Source organism: Hymenobacter sp. BT491 (assembly GCF_014349165.1).
GTDB lineage: Bacteria > Bacteroidota > Bacteroidia > Cytophagales > Hymenobacteraceae > Hymenobacter > Hymenobacter jejuensis.
Window position 1 is genome coordinate 675,358 of record NZ_JACSJJ010000004.1, and the last position, 15,759, is coordinate 691,116.

At 56.4% G+C, this 15,759-nt stretch carries 20 protein-coding genes; 8 read left to right on the forward strand and 12 right to left on the reverse strand.

From position 1 onward, the window contains the following. Positions 1–294: 294 nt before the first annotated feature. From H9I52_RS19595 to H9I52_RS19625, 7 genes are all read right to left on the reverse strand, one after another. Positions 295–741, reverse strand: a complete 447-nt coding sequence (locus tag H9I52_RS19595; protein ID WP_187455236.1) for an SUKH-3 domain-containing protein — start codon at positions 739–741, stop codon at positions 295–297. Between the two features lie 331 nt (positions 742–1,072). Next, the gene (locus H9I52_RS19600) at positions 1,073–1,927 is read right to left on the reverse strand and encodes a pirin family protein (RefSeq protein ID WP_187455295.1); all 855 of its coding nucleotides are present in this window, start codon (positions 1,925–1,927) and stop codon (positions 1,073–1,075) included. 255 nt (positions 1,928–2,182) lie between these two features. Continuing rightward, the gene (locus H9I52_RS19605; protein WP_139515406.1) at positions 2,183–2,641 is read right to left on the reverse strand and encodes a hypothetical protein; all 459 of its coding nucleotides are present in this window, start codon (positions 2,639–2,641) and stop codon (positions 2,183–2,185) included. Positions 2,642–2,820: 179 nt separating this feature from the next. Beyond that, the gene (locus tag H9I52_RS19610; protein WP_187455237.1) at positions 2,821–3,222 is read right to left on the reverse strand and encodes an NUDIX hydrolase; all 402 of its coding nucleotides are present in this window, start codon (positions 3,220–3,222) and stop codon (positions 2,821–2,823) included. Between the two features lie 33 nt (positions 3,223–3,255). Next, positions 3,256–4,077: a TonB family protein gene (locus tag H9I52_RS19615; RefSeq protein ID WP_187455238.1), complete on the reverse strand. Its 822-nt coding sequence runs from the start codon at positions 4,075–4,077 to the stop codon at positions 3,256–3,258. Between the two features lie 131 nt (positions 4,078–4,208). Further along, positions 4,209–4,814 carry an efflux RND transporter periplasmic adaptor subunit gene (locus H9I52_RS19620; protein WP_187455239.1) on the reverse strand — a complete coding sequence of 202 codons (606 nt, stop codon included), beginning with the start codon at positions 4,812–4,814 and terminating at the stop codon, positions 4,209–4,211. A gap of 50 nt (positions 4,815–4,864) precedes the next feature. Further along, positions 4,865–5,320 (reverse strand): Rrf2 family transcriptional regulator, encoded by a 456-nt coding sequence (locus H9I52_RS19625; protein WP_187455240.1) that lies wholly within the window; start codon positions 5,318–5,320, stop codon positions 4,865–4,867. Positions 5,321–5,573: 253 nt separating this feature from the next. Here H9I52_RS19625 and H9I52_RS19630 point away from each other — a divergent pair, with 253 nt between their 5' ends. Continuing rightward, complete coding sequence (locus tag H9I52_RS19630) at positions 5,574–5,975, forward strand: nuclear transport factor 2 family protein (protein ID WP_187455241.1); 402 nt, start codon at positions 5,574–5,576, stop codon at positions 5,973–5,975. Positions 5,976–6,029: 54 nt separating this feature from the next. Here H9I52_RS19630 and H9I52_RS19635 read toward each other — a convergent pair whose 3' ends face one another. Beyond that, positions 6,030–6,572: a DUF4136 domain-containing protein gene (locus tag H9I52_RS19635; protein WP_187455242.1), complete on the reverse strand. Its 543-nt coding sequence runs from the start codon at positions 6,570–6,572 to the stop codon at positions 6,030–6,032. Positions 6,573–6,681: 109 nt separating this feature from the next. After that, a complete protein-coding gene (locus H9I52_RS19640; RefSeq protein WP_139515413.1) occupies positions 6,682–6,912 on the reverse strand; it encodes a hypothetical protein in 231 nt (76 codons plus the stop codon). A 279-nt stretch (positions 6,913–7,191) separates the two neighbouring features. Between H9I52_RS19640 and H9I52_RS19645 the strand changes: the two genes are divergently transcribed. The 3 genes from H9I52_RS19645 (at position 7,192) to H9I52_RS19655 (ending at position 10,039) form a co-directional block, all read left to right on the forward strand. Beyond that, positions 7,192–7,482, forward strand: coding sequence for a hypothetical protein (locus H9I52_RS19645; RefSeq protein WP_139515414.1), 291 nt, complete (start codon positions 7,192–7,194; stop codon positions 7,480–7,482). A 160-nt stretch (positions 7,483–7,642) separates the two neighbouring features. After that, positions 7,643–9,301 (forward strand): MFS transporter, encoded by a 1,659-nt coding sequence (locus tag H9I52_RS19650; protein ID WP_187455243.1) that lies wholly within the window; start codon positions 7,643–7,645, stop codon positions 9,299–9,301. Positions 9,302–9,478: 177 nt separating this feature from the next. Further along, positions 9,479–10,039: a YhcH/YjgK/YiaL family protein gene (locus tag H9I52_RS19655; RefSeq protein WP_187455244.1), complete on the forward strand. Its 561-nt coding sequence runs from the start codon at positions 9,479–9,481 to the stop codon at positions 10,037–10,039. Between the two features lie 85 nt (positions 10,040–10,124). Here the strand turns inward: H9I52_RS19655 and H9I52_RS19660 are convergent, their stop codons facing one another. Next, positions 10,125–11,441 carry a TPM domain-containing protein gene (locus H9I52_RS19660; protein ID WP_187455245.1) on the reverse strand — a complete coding sequence of 439 codons (1,317 nt, stop codon included), beginning with the start codon at positions 11,439–11,441 and terminating at the stop codon, positions 10,125–10,127. Positions 11,442–12,146: 705 nt separating this feature from the next. Between H9I52_RS19660 and H9I52_RS19665 the strand changes: the two genes are divergently transcribed. Further along, positions 12,147–12,608, forward strand: a complete 462-nt coding sequence (locus tag H9I52_RS19665) for a CHRD domain-containing protein (RefSeq protein ID WP_187455246.1) — start codon at positions 12,147–12,149, stop codon at positions 12,606–12,608. Positions 12,609–12,811: 203 nt separating this feature from the next. Beyond that, a complete protein-coding gene (locus H9I52_RS19670; RefSeq protein ID WP_222940564.1) occupies positions 12,812–13,225 on the forward strand; it encodes a hypothetical protein in 414 nt (137 codons plus the stop codon). Positions 13,226–13,259: 34 nt separating this feature from the next. Here the strand turns inward: H9I52_RS19670 and H9I52_RS19675 are convergent, their stop codons facing one another. Next, positions 13,260–13,817: a hypothetical protein gene (locus H9I52_RS19675; RefSeq protein WP_187455248.1), complete on the reverse strand. Its 558-nt coding sequence runs from the start codon at positions 13,815–13,817 to the stop codon at positions 13,260–13,262. 267 nt (positions 13,818–14,084) lie between these two features. Here H9I52_RS19675 and H9I52_RS19680 point away from each other — a divergent pair, with 267 nt between their 5' ends. Further along, positions 14,085–14,486, forward strand: coding sequence for a nuclear transport factor 2 family protein (locus tag H9I52_RS19680; protein ID WP_187455249.1), 402 nt, complete (start codon positions 14,085–14,087; stop codon positions 14,484–14,486). Positions 14,487–14,560: 74 nt separating this feature from the next. Then, complete coding sequence (locus H9I52_RS19685) at positions 14,561–14,998, forward strand: hypothetical protein (protein WP_187455250.1); 438 nt, start codon at positions 14,561–14,563, stop codon at positions 14,996–14,998. A 56-nt stretch (positions 14,999–15,054) separates the two neighbouring features. Here the strand turns inward: H9I52_RS19685 and H9I52_RS19690 are convergent, their stop codons facing one another. Then, positions 15,055–15,738 (reverse strand): RibD family protein, encoded by a 684-nt coding sequence (locus H9I52_RS19690; protein ID WP_187455251.1) that lies wholly within the window; start codon positions 15,736–15,738, stop codon positions 15,055–15,057. Positions 15,739–15,759: the final 21 nt, after the last annotated feature.

Consider the following 15,759-nt stretch of genomic DNA (forward strand, 5'->3'; position numbering starts at 1 on the left):
ATATTATTTTTATAATTTGGTGATGAAATTGCAACAATAAATATGAATTATTGATGAATTTTTCTCTGTCTAAAAGACGCTTCGCTAACTATCTTCAACATAGTGACTGCTTGAAGATTAGATGTGGATATTTTGGCTGGAAAACGTAGCCGAAGAACTACTGCTAAAAAGAGGACGGCTTTATATTAAATATGATTTATCTGATACAATGCTGCCTTTGGGGCATACGCGTTTACTCACTGCCGTCACGGTAGCAAGAAGCGGTTATGGTTATGTTATACTAAGCGAGGGCTGCTATAACTCTTTGAATTTCAGGTCTAAGCAAATCACTTGGATGGCTTCTGCGCCGGTGGCTGCAATCAGGTATAGGAAGTCCTCGAAACCTCCGTATATAGCGCCGGTTTCGTCCATAAACAACAGGAGCTGGTTGTTATAGGCCTGCCCCACCACGCAAAGCTGGTGCTGAGGAAGCCGGGGCGCATACTTTTCGGGCACCCAAAATGCGTCGTCGGAACCCAGAGCCCGCAGGACATGGAAATGAGCCGAGGTCAGGCTGCCGTCGTGACGCACAAAATGAAGCAGCAGGCCGCCAAACTCACTCAAGAAACTGTGTACGGCCTGATTCCACGGAAGTCCTTCTTTTTCAATTACTTCCTGATACTGAGAAATGTCGGTGCTTCGGCCCTGATACCAACCCGCTTCCTGTAGCGCCTGCTCCACATCTTCAGCAAAAGCAATCATGCTCGTCTCGGTTTGAGGACTTTCGTCTAAAAGGTAAGTCCTTGCTTACAGTGCAAGTGTACAGGGTAATGTAGATAAAGCTCAACTGTTGCCGAAAAAATGCACAATCTGTTTCGGACCTACACCGCGCTGGGTTACGGAGGCATATCGGTAAGATACTTGTGCTGTTTTCAAAAGATATTGGAGATAATGAATTGGTAATGAGATTATTATAGATTAGTGCGTAGCAGGCAGCTAAGGTGTTGAACAACAAAAAAAGAGCGGAATCCGGGCCGCGCTGTGGCCTGAATCCCGCTCTTTTTCGGATGAAAGCACGCTGCCGCCAAGGCCGCTAGCCCTGCCACTGGCCAAATTTCCCGGCTCGGTATTCCTGGTAAGCCTGCTCGATTTCAGCTTCCGTGTTCATTACAAAAGGACCGTAGGCCACGATGGGCTCCCGGAAAGGTTGGGCGTGGCCAAGTAGCAGCACGGCATCTTCTAGCGCCTCGATGTGCAGGTCGTCGCCGTCGTAGTTGAACTCGGTCAGGCGACGCGCTTCGGTTTCCTGGCCGTTGACGCGCAGCTTGCCCCGAATGGTGTAAAAGAAGATCGTATGGTCGGCCGGAATGGTCAGGTCGAGTTTGCCGCTTGCCCGGAAGTTGATGGTTGCCAAGCTCATATCGGTGAGCGGCTGTACGGCACCCGCGGTGCCTTCCCAATTGCCCGATACGGCATGAATGGTTACGCGGCCGTCGTCGAGCGTGGTACTCGGAATCTCTGGCTCCTGCAGCCCGATGTAGCGCGGTGCCACCAGCTTGTCTTTGGCGGGCAGGTTTACCCAGAGCTGCAAAATCTCCAGCGGGCCGCCCGTCTGCTTAAACGCCGGCGACGATATTTCCGCATGAATCAGGCCGCTGCCTGCCGTCATCCACTGAATGCCGCCCGCCCGGATAATGCTTTCGTGCCCGCCCGTATCCTGATGCATGATGTCGCCTTCCAAGATGAAGGTCACGGTCTCGAAACCACGGTGCGGATGCGGTCCAAATGGAAGTCCTTGATTATTAGGGCGGTATGTTTGGGGGCCGTGGTGATTCAGAAACAGAAACGGATCGAGGTGCTCCAGCGACTGTGTGGGCAAAGCACGATAGGTAACCAGATCGGCGATGGGGGCGCTCACGGCGCGGTGTTGTTGTTTGATGGTGCGCATACACTTGGATGTAACGAGTTGGGGCAACTCGGGTAAATACGCTTGCCGCCCCGACAAGTCGCGGCGGACCTGCATTTTTCCGGCGGCGGCGAGCGTGTCCGCTGCTAACAAGCAAAGGAGGCATTGGTTGGCCCTCGCGCTGCCGGTTGAGCGCTTCTGTCTTCTATTAAATAGAAAAGCAAAACGCGCCGCTCGTAAAGCACGAGCGGCGCGTTCGGTTGCCGATGACTTTTTATGGGCGCGGGTCAGCCGAGGCTAGCTGCGGTCGCGACTGCCAAAGTCGCGGTGGTTATCGGTGCGGCGCGAGCCCTGGCCTGGGCGGCTCATTTGGCGCATGCGATCTTGGCGTTTGGCCTCAAACTGAGCGTATTGCTTTTTCGAGAGCACATCCTTGAGCTTTTTGTCGGTGCTTTCGTGGATGCGCTTGGCTTCGGCCATCGTCTGGCTGCGGTCGCGGCCCGAGCGGCTGTGCAAGGCCTGCATCTGCTGGTGTTGGTCCTGGAAGATCTTCTCCAGCTTGCTCTTTTGCTTGTTGCTGAGGTCGAGTTCCTTGGCGAGTTTGTCGGAGCGCTCTTTGCTCCGGTCTTGGTTTTTGTCGTGGTCCCGGTGCTGCTCTTGGCCAGCAAGAGGACGCAGCTCAGCGGCGAATGAGTTGCCAGCAAACGAAGTAGAAAGGCTCAGGAGCAGGGCGAGGCCAAAAAGTTGCTTTTTCATGATAGCGTGTGAAGTTGAGTAAGAAATCAGTGGGTCTCAGAACGTTGTGTTCTGCCGGACTTTATTCAAACCCAGTGCCCAAACGCCCCCTGCCTTCCCCGCATTCTCCCAATTGCCCACAAACGCCGACGAGTTGGCGCTTTTACTCGGCTGAAAGTGCAGGCAGAACCAGCGCCGCATCAGGCCAGCAGCAACTGCCGCTCATGAAGCCAGTCAAAAATCACCTGATCGACGGCCGACACGGCAGGCCGGTCGCGGTAGGTTAGCCATACTACCTCCTCGATTTCGGCGGCGGGCTGCAAAATGCCCTCGTAGCGGGCACTGTAGCAGGTCATCATCACCAAGGTGCCCTCGGCGTGGCCGTGGGCCTGGGCCCGAAAAGTGCCCTCGTAGCAAAGGCTGCCCGTGGTGAGCTCGACCGTTAGCTCCTCCCGAATTTCCCGTCGCAACGTCTGCTCATCCGATTCGCCGGCTTCGCGCTTGCCCCCCGGAATGTAATATCGATCCTTGCCGCGGCTGCGGGTGCTCAGGAGCTTGCCGTCGTGCAGATGCAACCACGCTATTTTATCGATTACCTTCATATGTGTTTGATAATCAATATATTATAAAAACAGCTATTCTAGCCGAAACGTAATGGGCATGGTAAAGGCCACGTTTACGGGAACGTGGTTTTGGTAGCCCGGAATAAAGCGCGGCAACAGATGCAGCACGCGCTCGGTTTCTTCGTCGGTGCCGCTGCCCAGGCCTTTCACAATGCGGATGTCGCGCACCCAGCCCGCCTTATCAACCACAAACGACACAAATACTTTGCCCTGTACGCCCTGGTGCAGCGCCTGGGGTGGGTACTGAATCTGGGCGTTGATGTACTTGAGCAAGCCCCGCGTACCCCCCGGAAAACGGGGCATCACCTCGGCCGCGGTGTAGGTATTGTTGGGCAGGGTAGTATCGGCGGGCAGAGCCGGCTCTAGTTGGTACGAGATGGCCTCGTACGGTTCCTGCATCAGCTGCTCGGTAAGGGGCGTACGCAGGAGCAGGAAGCCTGCCACCAGCAACACAATGCCAAGGGCTATATAACTGATTATCTGAATCTTGTGGCTTTTGGCCAATTGCTTGTTCGCGTGCTGAAGCTTGTGCGTGGTATGCCGCAGTTGCTTTTCCAATTCGCTGAGGCGGGCGCGTAGGGCCTGTTCGGCATTCCGGTCAATAAGCGCCGACGGAATGGCACCGGGGCGCAGGGAAATGTCGTGGCTACGGCGCCGTATCGGGTCGGTGAGCACCTCATAGGCCTCCTGCACTTCCCGAAACCGCTCGGTGAAGAAAGGTGTATTATGATGGCGATCTGGATGTAAGTGCTTGGCATAGAGACGATAAGCTTGCTTTATCTGCTCCGCGCTTGCTGATGTCGGCACGCCAAGTACCTGATAATAATTAGGCATCAATAATTCAGCACTAGTGAATAGAACCGCAAACGTAAATATAAATAAAACAAGGAAGGCGAAAGGCCCGTGCCCCTAATTTTGGAGCACGGCCCTTTCGCCTTCGCGGAAGTAAGGAGTACGATTACCGGCTAATCGGCACTGGAAAACAGCACGTTAGGAACCGTGGCAGGCGCCGAAGCAAGCGTAGCCACCGCGGAGCCGATAACCAGATAATCGCCGGCCACGACCGTTTTGTCGGTGATGAAGCCCTCCTTGGGGGCGGCTACATACACAAAGCCCAACTGCGGCGTAAGTTGCTGGAGGCGCTGCTTCACCTCTTGCAGGCGAAGCTGAACGGAATCAAGACGGGCTCTCGAGGCGGAGCTTGGGTGCTGCAAATGGCTGGCGCTTAGGCTGTTGTATTGCTGTTGGCGTTGCTGATAAAGGGCCTGTAGATGTTGGCGGGCGGGGTTGGGCAAGGGCACGGCCAGCTTCAGCAGTACCTGATCTTTCTGAACGTGGTCGCCGCTGGCAAAGAATACTTCCCACACCCGACCCGCAACTTTCGAGCGCACGGCTTCGTCGGCCGCCAGAAAGGGTGTTTTAGGAGCTTTTGAGGTTGAGACTAGTGTCGGTATGGACGAAGCCACCGGAGCAGCTGCGTTTTCTGTGGGCTTGCCGGTACAGCCGACGAGCAGCGCTCCGCTACTTACCGCGAAAAGCGAGGGCAGGAGCAGGGTAATAAGTTTTTTCATGGAAAATAAGGTAACTGAAACAGTTACATTTAAAGGCAAATAAAAAGCGGTTAACGCACCGCATCGGAGTCGCCACAATCTTTGGGCAGGCGCTCCCGGAGTTGGCCAATGACCTGCTGAAGCGATACGGCGGCCAGTGCGTTGCGCATGGCTTGCTCGGCGCCGCCAAACAGATCTTCGAGGGTTTGCTGCATCACGCGGCCCAAGCTGCAGCGTTCGTTGGGTTTGGTATTGTTGACAGAAAACAAATCGGGCTCGGGTTCCTGCATGGCTTCAAACACATCCAGCAGCGACACGTCCGCCACCGGACGGGCTAGCAGTGCACCGCCGCCCGCGCCTAGCTGCGTACGCACCAAGCCGGCCGCTCGCAACGCCCCAATCAAGCGCCGCACCACCACCGGGTGCGTTCCGACGCTGCCCGCAATCACCTCCGACGACACTGGCTGCCCATCGGCATGGGCCAGATACGCCAAAATGTGGGTGGCAACAGCAAACCGAGTGTTCATGTTGAATTAATGTAACTTATGTGGTTACAAATATACGATCTTATTTTCGAATGCCCACAGGCTTGTCTTTTTACAAACAGTGATCGGGCGAAAATGTGGTGGGAAAAGCAACCTTGCCTCCACCGTGTGGTCTGGCAAAGCCGCTTACAAGAGTATGGGGTGCTTTTCACTACAGATGAGCTCCGGAAAAGTGCTCCTTTTAAGATCGCGCACTTCGCCTATCTTTCGGCAGAGAATCCTAAATGACTCGTTTATGAGCGACCCAATCGCCGTTGTTTCTTCTTACTTCAAACTAATCCAAGACCTCGACAACGACGCATCAGCTTTCGCCGCGGTGTTGCACCCGGAGGTAGAGCAAACGGAATATCCCAATCTGCTTTCCCGAAACCTCGTCCGTCGTTCTTACGAGGAAATTTTGTCTACCCTCCGCAACGGGCGGGAAGTGCTGGTTGATTCACGGTTTGAGATGGATCGCCTCCATAGCTGCACCGATGGCAGTGTGGTTGCAGAAGGCCACTGGCGTGCCCAAGCCATCATCGATCTGGGCCCGGTAGTGCGCGGGCAGCTTTTGGTTGCCCAGCTCTGCATGGTCTTCGAATTCAAGGACGGCAAGATTTACCGCCAGCGCAGCTTTCACAACTTCGAGACGGTGTGATACTTGGATATAAGTATCTAATTTTTAAATACTTATGGTTAATTGCGTTTTCTGTTAACGAGGCTTGACAGGATACTTTGCGAAGAGGGCCTGCATGGCCTCGTCAATTCTTTTTCCCATCCGCTCCTGATCCTTGGTCAGGATGCCGACGGCCGCCCCGGTCCAGACGCGCTCGTTGCGGGCCGCGTCCACCAGCTCGACGGTAGCGGTACCTTGTTTGTAGGTATTCACTACTACTTCCTCGCTCTGCCAGTGGTAGTTACGCTGCCCAATGTAGCGAGGCGCGTCACGGATGTTGGTTTCACGGGTCTGAACCTGGTCTTCGACCACTACGCCAATGTTGACCCACAGATCGGGCCGGTCGGCAGGCTGGTAACCGCGCCGCGCCAGTTCGGCGGCAATAGCGCGCTTCAGTTCCTGCACCCCAATGCCCATACCCAGGGCCTCGGAGCTGGCCTCGTTGCGCGCCGATACGTCCATGAAATTGTAGGTTTTATAAGCCGTAAAGTCTACGCCCGGCTTCTGAGAGGTGGAGGCAATGCGCACGGGTGCGCAGGCTGAAAAAGCCAGGAGGAGCAAAATCAACAGGTTTTTCATAGCAATAGGACGGGTATACGGTAACGCATCACAGCGGATAAACTGCGTAGTCTAACGAATTGGCTGGCGCTTGGGGTGCGGTTGAGGTTGCCCGCAGTTGCGGGAACCGCTACTCTTTTTTGACCTTCACCGTGCCGTCGTCGGCATCCTGCTTCGTGACGTTGCCCTGTGCATCTTTGACTTTGATGTCGCCATCGGCTTGCTTCTTGATCTTGCTGCCGTCAGCGCCTTTCACGGTGGTGCCAGCGGGCAGCTCGTTTGCCTTTTCCATCGACGATTTGTTTTCGGAGCACGAAGCCAGCAAAGCGGCGCAGGACAGAACGAGAGCTATCTTTTTCATTATCAGGGAGTAATTCGCAAATCGATGAGAACAAGCGTTTTACGCACGGAGAAGCTTGTTGTTGTATGATCCGCTTGTCAGCACCCGAAACGACGCCAAGCTGAGGTAAGCAAAGTCCACATACGTAGCAAAGTTTTGTCCATCAAAAGGTTATAATATGATATTTCTAATAATTATTGAATATTTCTGAGATAATAGCGTAGTTTAGCCGGGTGTAGCAAGAGGCGGGCACGAACCTTGTCTGAATATTTGACCGAGCATACTTTCTTTAAACTTCTTATGTACAAATTACTACTGTTGTTCTTCTGTGTCTTCCTGCTGTTGCTGGAGGCCCAACCAGCGCAAGCGGCAGCAAGCGAAGGAGCCAGCATTGAGGCAGAAAGCCTGCTCCGGCCGCGCGTCCCGCGCCCCAACTACAAAAGATATCGCGGCAACAGCCGTAGCAAACACCGCCACCTGGGGCTGTTTCGCCGCTGGCGCGCCCGCCGCAAGGCTCAGCGCAAGGCCAAGGCTCCGAAAGGCGTAATTAAGGTAGACGCTCCAACGGGTACCATGCCGCCCCGGCCCTAAGCGCCCCAAGGTTTAAGCAGGTGAATCAGCCGCATTTTCCGCCCGGAGAATGCGGCTGATTCATTTTCGGGCCATCAGTTTTTGCCGAATTCGCGTACGAAGGGTCTGCCTGTTTTTCGTTTCGGCTGTTAACAGAGCGTAAGATTTTCGGCCTTTTCTCATGATCCCTTCCAGTACCCTCAGCCCGGACGCGAAGCCTACGCTGTGGACTCCATTTACCTTCTCCGTTTTTCGGGCCATCTGGATTGCTTCCGTCGTGTCCAATATCGGCACCTGGATGCAGAATGTGGCGGGTGTGTGGCTGGTTACTACCCTCACTACCAGTGCGTTGCTGGTGGCCTTGATGCAAACGGCCACCAGCCTCCCCGCCTTCCTGCTGAGCATGCCGGCCGGCGCCATGGGCGACCTAATTGATCGGCGGAAGCTGCTGCTGCTCACGCAGGGCTTCATGGCCGTGGTGGCGGTGCTGCTGGGCACCCTGACGCTGCTGGGGGAAGTTTCGGCGCTGGGCGTGCTGGGATTTACTTTCCTGCTGGGCATTGGCGCCGCCCTTAACGCGCCAATCTGGCAAACCGTTACCGTCGAGCTGGTGCCGCGGTCGGTATTGCCGTTTGCCATTACCCTCAACGGCGTTAGCAACAACATTGCGCGGGCAGTGGGGCCAGCCATTGGAGGCGTCATCATTGCGTATTACTCGCCGGGCTGGGTGTTTCTGCTAAACGGGGTTTCTTTCGTGGGCACTTGGTTTGTGGTGTACAATTGGAAGCGTACCGTCGAAGCTGCTACCGGCCCTGCCGAGAACTTTATGGGCGCGTTGCGGGCGGGTATGCGCTACGTGCAATATTCGCCGGCCATTTATGCAGTGCTGGTGCGCACGTTCGCGTTTTCGTTTGGGGCCAGCGCAATGTGGGCCTTGTTGTCAGTGGTGGTGGCGCGGCGCCTGCACCTAAATTCGGGCAGTTACGGCGTGTTGCTTTCGTGGCTAGGGGCGGGTGCCGTCACGGGTGCTTTCCTGATGGGCCGCGCGGGCCAACGGCTCAACTACAACCAGCGCGTGCTGCTGGGAACGCTGGTTTTTGTCGGCACCAACCTGTGCTTGGCGCTGGTGCCGTCGGTATATTGGCTATACCCCGTGATGTTTTTGTCGGGCATCGCCTGGCTCATGACCATGACCAGCTTTAGTACTACCGTGCAGCTGCACGTACCCAAATGGGTGCAGGCGCGCGTCGTGAGCATGTATATGCTGGTGTTTCAGGCGGGCTTGTCGCTGGGCAGCGTGGCGTGGGGTGAGCTGGCCGACCGCGTAAGCCTGGAGCTGGCCTTGATAGCGGCCGCCGGTTGGATGCTGGTGGGCATGGCCTTGGCCTTGCCATTTCCGATGCGCCAGGCCGAAGGGCTGAACCTGGAACCCGCCGAGCATTGGCCCGACCCCATCGTGGAAGGCGGCGACATCGACCCCGACGACGGCCCGGTAGTGGTAATGATTGAGTATCAAGTAGATCCTGCGGACTGGGCGGCTTTCCGTCAAGCCGCTTCGCAACTCACCCGGCTGCGGCTGCGCGACGGCGCGTTGCGGGCCGGCGTGTTTTCGGACGTGGCCAATCCGCAGAAAATCACTGAGTTCTTTTACGTGGCTACCTGGGGCGAGCACGAGCGCCAGCACCACCGGTTTACCAAGGAAGACTTGGCCGTGGAAACCCGCGTACAGCAGTTTCACATGGGGCCGGAGCCACCGCGGGTAACGCATTTTCTTTCGTTCCCACGCACGACCAACGTAGAAGTAGCCGCCCCTTACGAAACCCTGGAGGGCCAGCGGTAGAAGAACATTTGCCTTTGAGGGCAGGGCGCTGCAGGAGACCCAAGTTCGTTTGGCGCAATACCTTACAGCTCTCTACCTTCACGACCACTTCCACCGACATTCCTTATGAAGCATCACGTGCTGACGCCGCTGGTTTTACTGCTAGGGGCTTTACTACTTTTTTCCTGTTCGAAAACCATGACGCCAACTACCGCAACTACCGACTGGACTCCGCAAAGCGCCCAAAAATGGGTGAAAGGCGGCACCTGGAAAAAAGGCCTCAAGCTGGACGTGTACCCCGACGTTGACGCGGTGGAGTTCGCCAAACAATACCACGCCAACCAAGCCATCTGGGACAAGGCCTTTGCCTACATGCGCGACAACGACTTGGCCGCCCTGCCCAACGGCTCGTCGAAACTTGACGGCGACCTGCTGACGCTCTCCGTGACCGAGCCCACCTCGAAAGAGTTCGACAAAACCCAGTGGGAGTCGCACCGCAAGTACATTGACCTCCAATACATTGTGCGCGGTAAGGAGAAAATGGGCGTGCAGCCGTTGTCTAACCTCACCGTAACCGAACCCTACAACGAGGCCAAAGACGTAGCACACTACAGCGGCGACGGTGGCAAATACTACGACGCCGACCCCAGCACCATCTACCTGTTCTTCCCGCAAGATGGGCACCGGCCCTCCATCAAGGTTGAGGGCTACGATGTGGTGAAAAAGGTAGTCTTCAAAATCCGGGTAGCGGGCATGTAGTCAGCTCATTATTACCAAAACAAAAAGGCCGAGCACCCTATGCTCGGACTTTTTGGTGTTTTATAACATCTTGATTAGCAATGTATTACCAAGAGCCGCTGTTGTCGCTATTGTCGTCGAAGCCACCGCCGCCTGTGTCATCCGAAGACAGATCATCGTAGGAAGAGTTGTCGTCTGAGGAGAAATAATCCGCATTGCCGTCGGTGCCGGCGTCATCCGAGGAGAAGTAATCGGGCGGCGTGTTGTCGACTGCGTCGTTGCCTTCGAGGGCCGGAAAGCCGCCCGACGAAGTACCGCCGACGTTGGCCGAATTAGGATCGAGCGAGTGCGGGGTGTCGTTGCCGAGCCCTGCGCCTGCTAGGCCGCTGCCTGAGGTGTCGTGGCCCGAGGCCATGCGGTTGCCGAGGTAAGCACCAGCCGCCGCGGCGGCACCGGTGGCCAACATCCCGCCGATGCCGCTGCCACCGCCTCCGCCCATGCCCGAGCGATTGGAGTAGAAATCAGGCGCTTGCCCTTGCGGGCCTACCGGACCGCGGTTGTAATTCCCATTGCCAGGATTGCCGCCCGCTGGGCCGTTGGGCCGGTTTGAGTAAAAGTCGGGGGCGTTGCCCGGCGCTCCAGCAGCGGGCGTCCGGCGGCGGAACATCCGCACCAAAAACCAGATTACGCCACCCACCGCAAGCGCCCCGATCAAAAGCGTGCCCATGCCGGGCCCGGAAGGTGCGGGCTCGGGCGTAGTCGCAGCGGAAGGCGAAAACGGTGCCGACGCCGGCTCCGTAGCCGCGGCCGAAGTGTTTAAGTCGTTGGTATTCAGGTCGGAAGCCGCTGATCCAGCTGCGGGGCTCGTGGCTGTGGCCGGAGAAGTTGTAGGCTGCGGCTGATTTTTGCGCGGGTCCGAGTCGGGGTTAGCGGCCAGCATCAGGGAGTTCAGCCCCGTGCGCAGGCCAGCAAAATAACGGCCTTGCTTGAAGCTCGGCGTCATGTCTTGGTTGATGACGCGCGCCGTGAGTTCGGGCGTGATCTGCGCCCGCAGCCCCGAGCCGGCCTGAATCGTGACTTTGTGCTCTTGTCCTGCTAGCAACAGCACAATGCCGTTGTTTTTGTCGCGCTGCCCAATGCCCCACGACTCGCCCAAGGCCCGGCCGTAGTCGGCTACGTCGCGGCCGCCCAGCGTGGGCACCGTCACGACTACAATCTGCGTGCCGGTGTTGTCGGCGTAGCGGCGCAGACCGCTTTCCAGCTTCTTGGCATCCGCCGGGCTCAGCAGAGAAGCTTGGTCGTTCACAAAGCGGAAAGGCGAGGGACGCGGCGGCAGCCCTTCGGCGGAGCCCTGCGCTCCTGCGGTCGGCGCACCTAAGCCGGCCGACACCAAAAACAATATAAGAAACAAAAAGCGATGCATGGCGCAGAAAATGAAGTGAGAGGTAAAACCAGTTTCGCCTCCCTTCTACGGGGCTCTCCGTCAAGTGGCTACGCGTTGACGGTCAATGAGCTGCAACAGCCGCGCCTTCGCCTCCGACCGTGGTGAGTGCATGTTAAAATTCGTCCGTGGTTTCTGCTGCTTCACTTCAAACAAGCAGCACCATTTTAAAGAAGGGTCTGTGTAATTTAATTCATTGATATTCAATAAGTTGAAACTAAAGATGCGTCTTGATAAGTCAGGTGGCTAATAGCATTTACAGTGATCTTTATAACTATTCGGGGTATCACTGGAATTTTTTGAATATTTTTTGCAGCTTAATCCATCCGACAGCACTACTCCAAACGTAAGTAGGGCTCCGTGAGCAGAGTCTAGAACGCGGGTGCCGCGGCATTATAGGTAGGCAGCAGATTCCTGCCATATTAGGTAGTAAGAGACTAGGGAACAGAAGATTACAGTGCTTCTGGGGATGGTGGTGAAGCAAGAAAAGTAGTTGATACGGGTTACACGTTGCTTACCAGATGGTTGGCTTTTTACAAGCGATCGCTCGTTGCCACAGCTATCATTCGCGCTCGCCCTGACGCGAACGCTTGCTGCCCTGCTATGCCCGTTGCAAAGCATGGCTCAGCCAGGATAGACCTTATTGGGTCGCTAGTTATTTCATAAAATATTGTAAATAAACCATTTATGTTTAAAAAACTAACTGTTGCAATCCTGCTGACCACTACGGCGCTGGCCTTTACTGCCTGCAACGATCTGCTGGAGCAACTGCACATCAAGCCAACGACGCCGGCGCCCAGCACCAAAGTAGTGCTGACGGCCACCCTCAACGCCTCCCAAGAAGTACCCCCAACGGCTTCCACCGCCACGGGTACCTTTGATGGTGTGTACGACAAAGCTACCCACGTCCTGACGTATACCGTTACGTACCAAGGGCTTACACCCGTGGCGGGCCACTTGCACCGGGGCGCTCCGGGCACCAACGGGCCGGTAGTGTATCCTTTCCCCAGCCTGACTTCGCCCGTTACAGGCACGGCGACCTTCACGCAGGCTGACGAAGATTTGTTGTTGGGCGGCGCGTTCTACGCGAACTTCCACTCGACGCAGTACCCCGGCGGCGAGATCCGCGGCAACATTGTGAAAAAGTAGCGCCACCATTCACCAAAACCGGGTCAGGCTTGGAAAGTGCTCTATACAAAGAGCTGTTTTCTGTGCCCGATCCGGTTTTGATTTCTGTGCTGGCAAACGGAGAAGGTGCAGTGGCGCTTACGTGCCAGCGGCTCGTTGCCAGCAGTGTTTGATCCGATGTGAATATATTTGCCTGATACTATGCCAGTTACTGGCTCCAGCCAATGCTACTTAAGCTATTGTTTACTTCCGCGGTCCTTGAGGCGCATTACGACGAAGACACTGCGTGGCTGTACTTGGATTGGCGAGGCCGTCAGGATTTGGCGCAGGTGCAGGCCGTAGGCCTGCGGATATTGGCTGTTATTGAGCAAACCGGTGCCCGCAAAGTGCTCAACGACAACACCCACATCACGCACACTAGCTGGGAGCTGGTCGAATGGGTTTCCAAGGAGTATTTGCCGCAGGTAGGCCGCGCCGGCATCGAGTACGTGGCGTGGGTGCAAAGTCCTTTGCTGGCCAGCCGCAGCAACATCGACCGCATGGCCCGCTCCGTCGAGCAGAAGCCGCTGGTGGCCATTTTTGGGGATGTGGCTTCGGCCTACACGTGGCTGAGCAGCGTTACCGTACCGGTCGGTTGATCTTGTAGGCGCTTACGGCAGCCCAAACAAGGCGTCAGGAGGCGGGCGCTTTCGGTTCTAGGCGCACCCGGATGTACTGCTGCAGCCACATCGGGTACAGGTTGTAGCCTACATTCAGGAGGGTCAGCAACAGCGCCCACCGCCAATAGCCCTGCGCGACGGCATAAAAGCTGGTCAGCAAGAAAAACACAAACAGCACCAAGTGAAACCGCTCCTGGTGGTAGGTCGTGCGCACCAGCGCAGCCACCGCTGCACGTGCCCGCAGGCGCCGGTACTGCGGGTAGGTGCGCCGAACCAACCAGTTGACTAGGCCGCCGTGCTGGGTAAAGCGGTTGATGGCCGCTACGCCTAACCTGCGGTAAATCCTGGGGTTGCGACTGATCTGGAAGTGCTTAAACCGCGAAGCAGGAAGCACATACCACAACAAGCTGACGAAAAGCAGTCCGTACAGCCACCGGCGCTCCATGTGTTGGTAGCAGAAGATGCTAAGAGGCGTCAGGCTCAGGGCCGACCAGATGACAGTGGGCACGGCATTGTACCAGGCCAGCAAAGCCGGGGAGGGAGCGGCAGGTCGATTTCCGGTTGATGTCATCGGCAAGGGAAGAGAGGCCTGCAACAAACCTCTTTCTCTAAAATACACAAAGCCAAGGGCTTGCGGGAGGTTTACTTACTGTGTGTTTTTATATATGCTTGATTGTGAGGTGGTTATGCATAGGGGTAATAATCAGAGGTGCGAATCTGAACAGAGTAGCACAATTCCGGGTTATAGCCGCGCATTTCCAGACAGCAGCAGTAGCAAATCACCGGCCCCTTGCTGTATCTTGCGGATCTGAACCGACCTGATTACCCTCTTGCAGCTATGGACAAACACCTCGACGTTCTGAATACCTATTACCGTCTTGTTGAAGCCTTTAACAGTGACCCCACTGCCTATCGGGAGGTGTTGCATCCGGAGGTCGAGCAGATCGAATACCCTAACCTGATTCACAAAACCATTCAGCACCGCTCGTTCGATGACATCCTCGACAACCTCCGGGCCGGGCGGGAGCTGTTGCGCGATCCCGAATTCATTGTGCACAGCACACACGTCGTCGCCGATGGTACGATCATCGTGGAGGGGCGTTGGCAGGGGACCGTTACCACCGACATTCACGGGTGGGTTCGGGGGCAGATCATGTCTTCGGAGCTGTGCCTGGTTTTTGAGTTCAAGGACGGCAAGATTTTCCGGCAGCGTCGCTACCCCTGCTACAACCAAGTATAGCAAAGCAGCAGAGGGTGGCGTTGCAGTGCCTTCCTCCTGAATAGGGCCGAATAGAAACAGCATTTAGGTGCTGCATGAAGCAAACAACAGCGCTTACCCTTTATTTTGAAAACTCTGCGGGGCAGCTCTTGGAGCATCCTGCGGGGTTTTTGCGCGCCACGTGGTCGGAGCGGCCGCGCCAACTCGCCGATACGCGGGCGCTGTTCACGCATATGCTCCGGGCCTTGCTCCAGCGCGGCTGGAGCCGCATTCTGATTGATCAGAGGGTAATGCCGCCTTTCTCAAGCGAAGAACAAACCTGGATCGCGCAGGAATGGCTGCCGCGGGCCGTGCGGGAAGGCGGGTATCGCGCCGGGGCCGTGGTCGTGTCCGCCGACGTTATGACGCGCCTCGCCACGGCCTTCGTCACGACGCAAATCCAGAACCGGGCGCTGGTGTATCGCTCCTTCGAAACCGAAGCCGAAGCAACGGAGTGGCTTCTCCAACAGCCCACTTCTCCGCGAGGCGAATAAGATTTTTGTATCTGTTTGATAGTTAAATAGATATGAAGGGATGTGCTTCTGGCTTCTTAGCGGGCTTTCGCTTCGTAGCGCAGCCATAGAATCCCCTCAGAGCGCTGCTCGACGCTGAGTAGCGCAAACGGCTGAGCGGGTCTTGGCGACGAGCCTTGCTCGAAGAGGGTAGGGGAAGTTGCGGCGCCGTCTACTACGGGGTAATGAAGCAGGCTCAGTTCTTCGACTAATCCGGCCCGGAGCAGGGAGCCATTCAGGTGTCCGCCGCCTTCCAGCAGCAGCGTCCGAATGGGGAATAAGTCGCCCAGCTTGTCCAGCACCAAGGCAAAATCCAGCGCTGCAGCTCCGCCGAATACGTAAGACACGCCTTTCTCCCGCAGGTAAGCCAGGTACTCGTCGCTCACCTGCTCGGTAAGCACGGCAATGATGTGGTCCTCATCAATAAAGGCCGACTCCCAGCCCAGCTTGCCGTGGGCATCCACGGCCACGGCAAACGACTTGGCGTGGTGCTCGGCCACAAAATCGGCTCGGTCGAGGGGCGTGCCGACGGGCTTTAGGTCAGGCTCTAGGCCTTTGGTGAAGTCCTGTTCCATGGTCACGCGTCCGCACATCCAGGCTTCGGCTTTGAAGGTTGCGGCCGTGGTTTCGTATTCCTTGGTGTTGGGCGCGTCGCCCCAGCGTTTGGTGATGATGCGCCCGTCTAGGGAGCTCATCATATGGCAGATTACTCGGGGTTTCATAGGAAGAGATTGGGTGAGGTT